Source organism: Rhodopirellula sp. JB055 (assembly GCF_043100905.1).
GTDB lineage: Bacteria > Planctomycetota > Planctomycetia > Pirellulales > Pirellulaceae > Rhodopirellula.
In genome coordinates this window covers 1-7,368 of sequence record NZ_JBICHO010000163.1, presented here as the reverse complement: position 1 = coordinate 7,368, position 7,368 = coordinate 1, and the positions used below count along the sequence as shown (strand labels likewise).

Sequence of the window (7,368 nt, the reverse complement as noted above, 5' to 3'; positions counted from 1 at the left end):
GACGCTCTTCCGATCTCGATCTTTTCTGGTGGCCCACGGCGTGACGGGTAGTTGTCTTCCCTTTCTTGCTCCGTCAGGTATTGCAAGAAAGTGTTGAGCCCATCGTCCATCCACGTCCACTGACGTTCGTCGCTGTTGACGATCATCGGGAAGAAGTTGTGTCCAACCTCGTGGATGATGACACTGATCAATCCGTACTTGGTGGCTGTGCTGTACGTGCCGTCTTCTTCCGGACGCGGGCCGTTGAAACAGATCATCGGGTATTCCATTCCGAAGACTGGACCGTTGAAGCTGATCGCGACCTCGTAGGGATATTCAAACGAATAGCGACCGTAGACTTCCAGCGTGTGAGCGATGGATTCGGTGCTGTACTGACTCCACAACGGTTCGGCTTCGTTGGGATAATACGACATTGCCAAAACAGTTTGGTTGCCGACTTCCACTGGCATCGCGTCCCAGATGAACTTCCGACTGGCAGCGAAGGCAAAGTCGCGAACGTTCTTGGCGGTGAAATTCCAAGTCGCACGTTCTTTTGATTTGGACTTTTCGTTCTCCTTGGCTTCTTCGGGCGTGATGATGAATTCGAGGCTGTCGCCTTTTTTCATCTTGGCCAAACGAGTCTTCCATTCAGGTTTCAAGACTTCATTGGTGTTCTTCAGGGTTCCTGTCGAAGCAACGACCATGTCCGCGGGCACATCGATTCGAACGTCGTAATCCCCCAGCTCCAACGTGAATTCGCCGGAACCCAAGAATTGATGATGCTGCCAACCGGTGTAGTCGGTGTAGGCCGCCATTCGCGGGAACCACTGAGCGATTTCGTAGATGTAGTTTTCGTCGTCTTCGAAGAACTCGTAACCGCCACGAGCACGAAGCACTTTCGCGTCAACAATGTTGTAGCTGTATTCGATGTTCAGTTGCGTCGATTTGCCCGGCGGAAGCGGGGCGTCCAGGTCCACTCGCATCATGGTGTCAACGATCAAATGATCGACGGCATTGCCTTTGGCATCGGTCACGGAAGCCACTTTGTAACCACCATCAAACGCTTGTTGAGCAAGCATCGACTCGACGAATTTGAACGTCGTTTGCGATCCGATTCCCGGAGCGGATTTGCTGGTGACCGCGACCGAGTCGTTTTTGAATCGGTTTTGGTCTAGCTGCACCCAGAGGTAATCCAAGGTGTCAGGCGATTGGTTGTGATAGGTGATTTGGCACGTACCGCTGAGTGACTGATTCTCATCGTCCAACTTGACGTCGATGGTGTAGTCGGCGCGTTGCTGCCAGTACTGCGGCCCCGGTGCCCCCGACGCGGTTCGATACACGTTGGGTGTTGGCAACCAGGGCTCCAACGGATGGAACTTGTCGGTTGGATCACCATGCTTGGGATTGGGCAGCGGCTGCGCGAAGGACGTGTTGGAAGCGAAGACGGTCAGCATCCACCCCAATCCGACGGCCAAACAGACCAACGCGGAACAGGAGGCGGGATTTGACTCGGTGGCAGCAAAACGTGAGGGCAGGATCGATCGAAATCGCATCACAATGAAGACCTAGGGCGGTGAGGTACCAAACTGGGATCGAACGGTGGTTGCTGTAAAGGATACTTCGCCCGCGCGCGTGTTTTGGCCCGCTCGCGAACTCGATTTGGTTTAGGGAGTTCATTTTCTCAGAAAATTCAGGTTGCTGGGGCGACGGGTCCCATGAACTCCTCCTTCGAGGGGCCTTTCCGTTGCCTGCTCGGGCGAAATCTCCCAACCGTTGCAACCCGGACAACCCGTATGAATTCAAGGTTCGGCATGAATCCGATTCGATAAGCTCCGCCCACACGACAAAGTCGAGCTAGGTTTTTGGCAGAGGTAGGAGCGTGATCCTACAACCCTGATTCACAACTGAATGAAGCCGATTCCATGTCCCAACGCCCCTTCTTGCGATCGATTCAGCGATTTTTGCTGGAAGAGGATGGCCCAACGGCTGTTGAATACGCCGTGATGCTGTCACTGATCATCGTAACCGCGTCTGTCGGGATCAACATTCTGGTGACTGAGACAAGCAACAGCTTGAACAATTCGTCCGACGCCATTGCCAATTGATTTGGAAATGTTCCCGTGAAAGCCAAGCGACCTTCTCGTCCCCTGCGCCAGCAGTTGCTCATCGACCGTGATGTCCAAGTCGCGTTGATTCTGCGAGCGGTTCTGTATGGAACAGCGTGTGTGACATACTTTGTGGTGATTCAGTTCTTCACTCAGTCGATGATTCACCCGGGTGTCGCAACCTCGGATCTTTTCCTTTCGCTCACGGATGAGGCGGTCTACTGGGTGCCCGGCCTGTTGGTGCTCGGGCCGCTGATGATCTACGACGTCTTGAAGGTCAGCAACCGATTCGCAGGGCCGATTTTCAGCATGCGTCGCGAAATGCAAAACCTGGTCGATGGCAAAGAAGGTCGTAACATTTCCTTTCGCAACGATGACCACTGGTCAGCGATGGCGATTCAGTTCAACACCATCCGCGAGGAAGTGTTGGAACTACGAGCCAAACTCCGCGATGACTCGGAAGAGGCCCTCGCCGATGACGAAGAGTTGGACGACGAGGACGACAGTTGGATGGAAGCCACACCGGAAGATGAAGCCGCCGTTCCCGTGAGCTGAGCGACGTTCCGAAGAAGCCCACCGTTCTAAGAGAGGTCGTCCAGTTTTACCCCACCCTCCCTTTGGGAGGGTCGGCCCGCTTCGGGCCGGGGAGGGTTACGTGCTGGACCCAATGCTGAACCCTCCCCGCGCTTCGCTCGACCCACCCGGGGGGAGGGTGATGAGAAACGCTTGGCAACACAGCCTCGAAAAACGGCACCACCTCCACAACGGAGGGGACTCGTCGCCTCGTCCACTACAGCGATGTTGAGATGGGGACTCGTTGCCTCGTCCAGTACATCGCTGTTGCAACTGCGCAGAGGCCGAACCGTTCACAACCAACGGTGGTTGATCATTTGGCTCGCCGCTTCTGGTTTCAAAGGATGCGAGAAAAAGAACCCTTGCACGAAATGGCAGCCAAGATCTTGCAAACGTCGCAGTTGCGCTTGCGTCTCCACACCTTCGGCGACCACGTTCAGTTCCAGGCTATTTGCCAGCGCCAGAATGGAACGAATCAAGGCGGCGTTCTTTTCCGAATCGAACATCGAGTCGACGAAGGAACGGTCCACCTTCAAGATATCCAGCGGCATTCGGTGAAGATACGACAACGACGAATACCCCGTTCCGAAGTCGTCGATGCCAATCGTCAGCCCAATTCGGCGCAACTCGTGCAACAACTCAATCGTGCTTTCGGGGTCCTGCATCAACAGGCTTTCCGTCACTTCTAACTTCAAACATTCCGGTTGCAACTGTGTTTCTTCGAGCGTTTCCGTCACAGCTTCGACGAATCCCGACGCAGACAATTGGCGAACGGAAACATTGACGCTGATCATGATCGGCCGACCAAACTCGGCTTGCCATCGTTTGGCTTGCTGACAAGAACGGCGAAGCACCCATTTCCCGATCTCAACGATCAACCCGTTGGATTCTGCGATTGGAATGAACATGTTGGGGGACACGGTTCCGTGCTCGGGATGTTCCCAACGCAACAAGGCTTCAAACCCGGCTGTTGTGCCGTCGCAAAGCTGAACCATGGGTTGGTACAGCAACGTCAACTCATCTCTCTCGAGAGCATGCCGCAGTTGCGACCCGAGTTCTAAACGCAACATGTTCTCAGCCAACATGTCATCGTTGAAAATCGCGTAAGGCAACTCAGACTGATTTTTGGCGAAGTACATGGCCGTGTCGGCTCGGACCAGCAGTTCTTCTGCTGTCGCCTGAGGTTTGCCGGATTCCGGATCGAACTCCGAAACGGCGATCCCCATGCTGGCCTGAGTCAGAATCTCACGATCCCCCACGGGAAACGGGGACCGCATCTTCTCGTGCAACCGCATCGCCACCGCGACGGCTTCGTCGACGTGCCGGATGTTTTCGAGCAAGACGGCAAATTCGTCACCGCCCATTCGAGCGATGATGGCATCGGATTTACGCAGAGAGGTGTCCAGACGGGAAGCGATGCTGACCAAAAAGTCATCGCCCGCATCGTGGCCGAAGTGATCGTTGACCAACTTGAAATCATCGACGTCCATGAAGATGACGGCAAATCGGTTCTGGGGATTGCGTGATTGGTGATCAACCGACCGCTGCACACGATCATTGAACAGCATCCGGTTTGGAAGTCCTGTCAGCGCGTCAGCGACCTTTCCTTCCGTGATGTCCGTCAACGAACCCGCGATCCGGTAAGCGGTTCCATGAACATCCTTGACAGCCAACCCTCGACACAGCATCCAGCGATAGGTTTGCTTCCCGTCCTGCATCCGCAGTTCGGTTTCGAAGTGGTCGGTTTCGCCACATAGGTGAGCTTCCAGATCGAGCTGAACCCGGCGTCGGTCTTCATGGTGAATCAAATCCATCCATTCCGAACCGTGTGGCGTCCAGCTTGAACCTTCCAGTCCGACCATACTGCGCCATCGCGGCGACAAATACAGCTCGCCCGTGACGAGGTTCCAATCCCACATCCCGTCGTTGGTCCCGCGAGCGGTCAGCGCGTATCGCTCTTCACTTTGTTGCAAACGCTGCAAAGCTGATTTCAGTTGCAATTGGGTCGCGATCCGAGCCAACGTTGCGGCGGGGTCCAGCGGTTTGCAGACGTGGTCATTGGCCCCGCTATCAAACGCACGAATGACCTCCTCAGGATCCGCCGCTGACGTGACCATCACGATCGGCAACTGCGACAGATCCATCATCTGCCGAATCAGTCGAGTTGTGCGGAATCCATCAAGGTCCGGCAGGTCAACGTCCATCAGAACCAGATCCACATGCTGTTGCTGGACCGTTAGGACGGCTTCGCGGCCACTTTTGGCAGACAAGACTTTGTAGCGTTGGTACTGCAACATCTGCGACAAGGTTTCGCGAGTCGACTCGTCACCTTCCACCACCAAAATGGTCTGTGTTCCGGAACAAACCGCAACCCGCACGGAATCTTCTTTCCCCGCCGCGACCTCGGACAAATCCATCGACACGTCGTTTGCCGAGACCGCAGTGAACGCCAGATTTTCTGCGGTTTGCAATTGATGCAAAACGCTCATCGGGTCGGAATGAAACGCATTCACGACGCTTCCTCCAACAATGATTGCATCAGTTCAATGGTTTGATCCACGCGTGAAGACAACTCGTGCACGCACGCCTGAACGCGCGGTGCGTCTCTCGCCACCGCATGTTGTTTCAATGCAGTCGTCAACTCTGCGACTGCTGTCATGGAATGATCTTTCGCGGCTCCGGACATTTGATGAGCCAAACGCTGAACCGAATCGAGGTCCCCACGTTGAGTGGCAGACCGCATCTCGTCCATGCGTTTTGGCATCGAGGAACACATCACCTCCATCACCATCGTTGACAAATCGGAATCGCCACCGCATTCGTCTCGCAAAGCCTCCACGCTGAGCAACCTCGAAGTTTCCACCTCCTCAGGAATGCACACCTCAGCGGAATCCGTCTTATCAACGTTCTCAGTGGGACAACAATCGTTGTGCGAGACAAGTGCATTGTCACGCCACTCAGTGTTGTGCAGAGGCAATGCGTGACATTGCTCACAACTGCTGCCGGCGAACGGGTCATTGGATTGGGTCGCTCCGATCATTGCCGTTCGCAAACAGGCTTGCCGAATGGGCTCTGAAACCGTCCACACCCAATCCGGCGTCCGCACTCGTTGTTGCAAATTGGTTTGGCACGTCGTGCCACGCGAATGGATCCGAATGTTCGCCGACGTGGCGAGCAGTTCAAGCGTCTCTTTCGACAAAGTTTGTCGGTTCGCGAAAATGGACTCGTCGATCAGGATCGCATCGAACTTCTGTCCCATTTTCTCGTTGATCCGAATTCGCTGCAACGCAACGTCCAATTCATCGCAGTTGGAGGCTGAAACCTTCCAACCGGCCAAGATCTCAGTCAGGGCGTCCCGAGTCGCAGCGTGAGCCGTGACGATTAAGACTCGCGTGTTCTCTCCAAGCACTGTTTCGGGATGTTGATCGGACTGCAGATCGGTGTCTTCCACCAAGGTGGTCTCAAACGAAACTTCCAGGCAACCCGAAGGTAAGAAACGCGGCATCAAATCGCTGTGCAAGCGTTGGGCGTAGCGTGAGGCGATCTTCCATTCCATCGGAAAATCTTCTGGGTCAAACGCTTCCTTCGCTACCATGTCGGACGTCCAGTCATGCCCTGCAATCCGGATTGCGAAGGTCGCTCGTTGCTGTTGCTTCGTGACAACAATTTTGACGTCACCCCAATCCGTGTGGGAAGCACCGTGATGCAATAGATTCGCCAAGACGCAGTGAATGGCTTGCAAATTGCCTCTGACCACGGCAGGCAAACCATGGTCGATCTGCACTGTGATGCGTCGACCGGCGCGATGGATTTCAGGAGCCACCGATTCCGCCAGGTCTTCCACCAACTCGCACAGCCGAAAGCCTTGGCGTCTGTCTCTGCCCGTCTGTTGGCCGGTATCACTGACGTCGCCTGAGTTCAACGGCGAACGAAATTCCGATTCCAAGTCGACCAAATGTTCGATCGTGTCGCACAGCGAGTTGGTCATGCAAGCGGAGTCGCTTGAACGCAGCGATTCACGCACGCGTCCGAGTGCCCAACGGACTTGATCGCACAACTCAATCAGTTGTGCCTCTCGTGAAGCGGCATTCGCATTTGCGGCGGCCAGTTTTGCTTCGCTCTGCGAATGACTGGTTGTCACGTCGTGCACCGTCCCCAACCATTGTTCCAAGTGCCCTGTGACGTTGCGGATCGGAATCAACGTTTCAACAAACCAACGGGTCGTTCCAGCGACGCGAATTTTGGATTGGCAATGGGTGATCGGTAGGTTGCGTTCAAAGTACTCGCCAAACATCCGTCCCTGGCGACTCGTCGGCGAATGCCATGGAACCACGTGACGCAACGAAGTTGTTGCTTCACCGACAGCAGCGACCAAGTCGTCGATGGAATCAATCGCCAGGATGCGCAGCAACGTCTCACTGGCTTCGATCATTCGCCCGGATTCATTGAGACGATAGTACCCGACGGCATTTGGGGATGCCGTTGGGACGTCAATACGGTCGAACGGGGACATGAAGAAGTTGAACAGAGCTGAAAGGATCGCAAGTCGACGCTTTATGGCCTCGGAGGATCCTGAAGCCGACTTGCGTTGGGGCACTCAACAAACATGCCAGCCAATTTCGGGGGGTAAGAGCTCCACTTCTTTCAAAATGAACACAGAATGTTTCTCCAGCCGGCATGACCCTCCAAACCGGAAAAATCGTTCTAGCGG

At 54.9% G+C, this 7,368-nt stretch carries 5 protein-coding genes; 2 read left to right on the top strand and 3 right to left on the bottom strand.

Annotation, left to right across the window (positions count from 1 at the left end):
• The coding region (locus tag ACF8AM_RS06815; protein ID WP_392554903.1) for a M1 family metallopeptidase at positions 1-1,532 on the bottom strand (1,532 nt) is incomplete at its 3' end.
• 369 nt (positions 1,533-1,901) lie between these two features.
• Between ACF8AM_RS06815 and ACF8AM_RS06810 the strand changes: the two genes are divergently transcribed.
• The gene (locus tag ACF8AM_RS06810; RefSeq protein ID WP_392554902.1) at positions 1,902-2,084 is read left to right on the top strand and encodes a Flp family type IVb pilin; all 183 of its coding nucleotides are present in this window, start codon (positions 1,902-1,904) and stop codon (positions 2,082-2,084) included.
• Positions 2,085-2,099: 15 nt separating this feature from the next.
• On the top strand, positions 2,100-2,639 hold the full coding sequence (locus tag ACF8AM_RS06805) for a hypothetical protein (RefSeq protein ID WP_392554901.1): 540 nt from the start codon (positions 2,100-2,102) through the stop codon (positions 2,637-2,639).
• Positions 2,640-2,950: 311 nt separating this feature from the next.
• Here the strand turns inward: ACF8AM_RS06805 and ACF8AM_RS06800 are convergent, their stop codons facing one another.
• Positions 2,951-5,170: an EAL domain-containing protein gene (locus ACF8AM_RS06800; RefSeq protein WP_392554900.1), complete on the bottom strand. Its 2,220-nt coding sequence runs from the start codon at positions 5,168-5,170 to the stop codon at positions 2,951-2,953.
• Positions 5,167-7,089 (bottom strand): Hpt domain-containing protein, encoded by a 1,923-nt coding sequence (locus tag ACF8AM_RS06795; RefSeq protein WP_392554899.1) that lies wholly within the window; start codon positions 7,087-7,089, stop codon positions 5,167-5,169. Before ACF8AM_RS06795 ends, ACF8AM_RS06800 begins: the two co-directional genes overlap by 4 nt.
• Positions 7,090-7,368 lie beyond the last annotated feature (279 nt).

Bases quoted from the DNA above. Each gene is read 5' to 3' on its own strand.
- ACF8AM_RS06810 (WP_392554902.1), top strand. From the start codon at position 1,902: ATGTCCCAACGCCCCTTCTTGCGATCGATTCAGCGATTTTTGCTGGAA.
- ACF8AM_RS06795 (WP_392554899.1), bottom strand. From the start codon at position 7,089: ATGATCGAAGCCAGTGAGACGTTGCTGCGCATCCTGGCGATTGATTCC.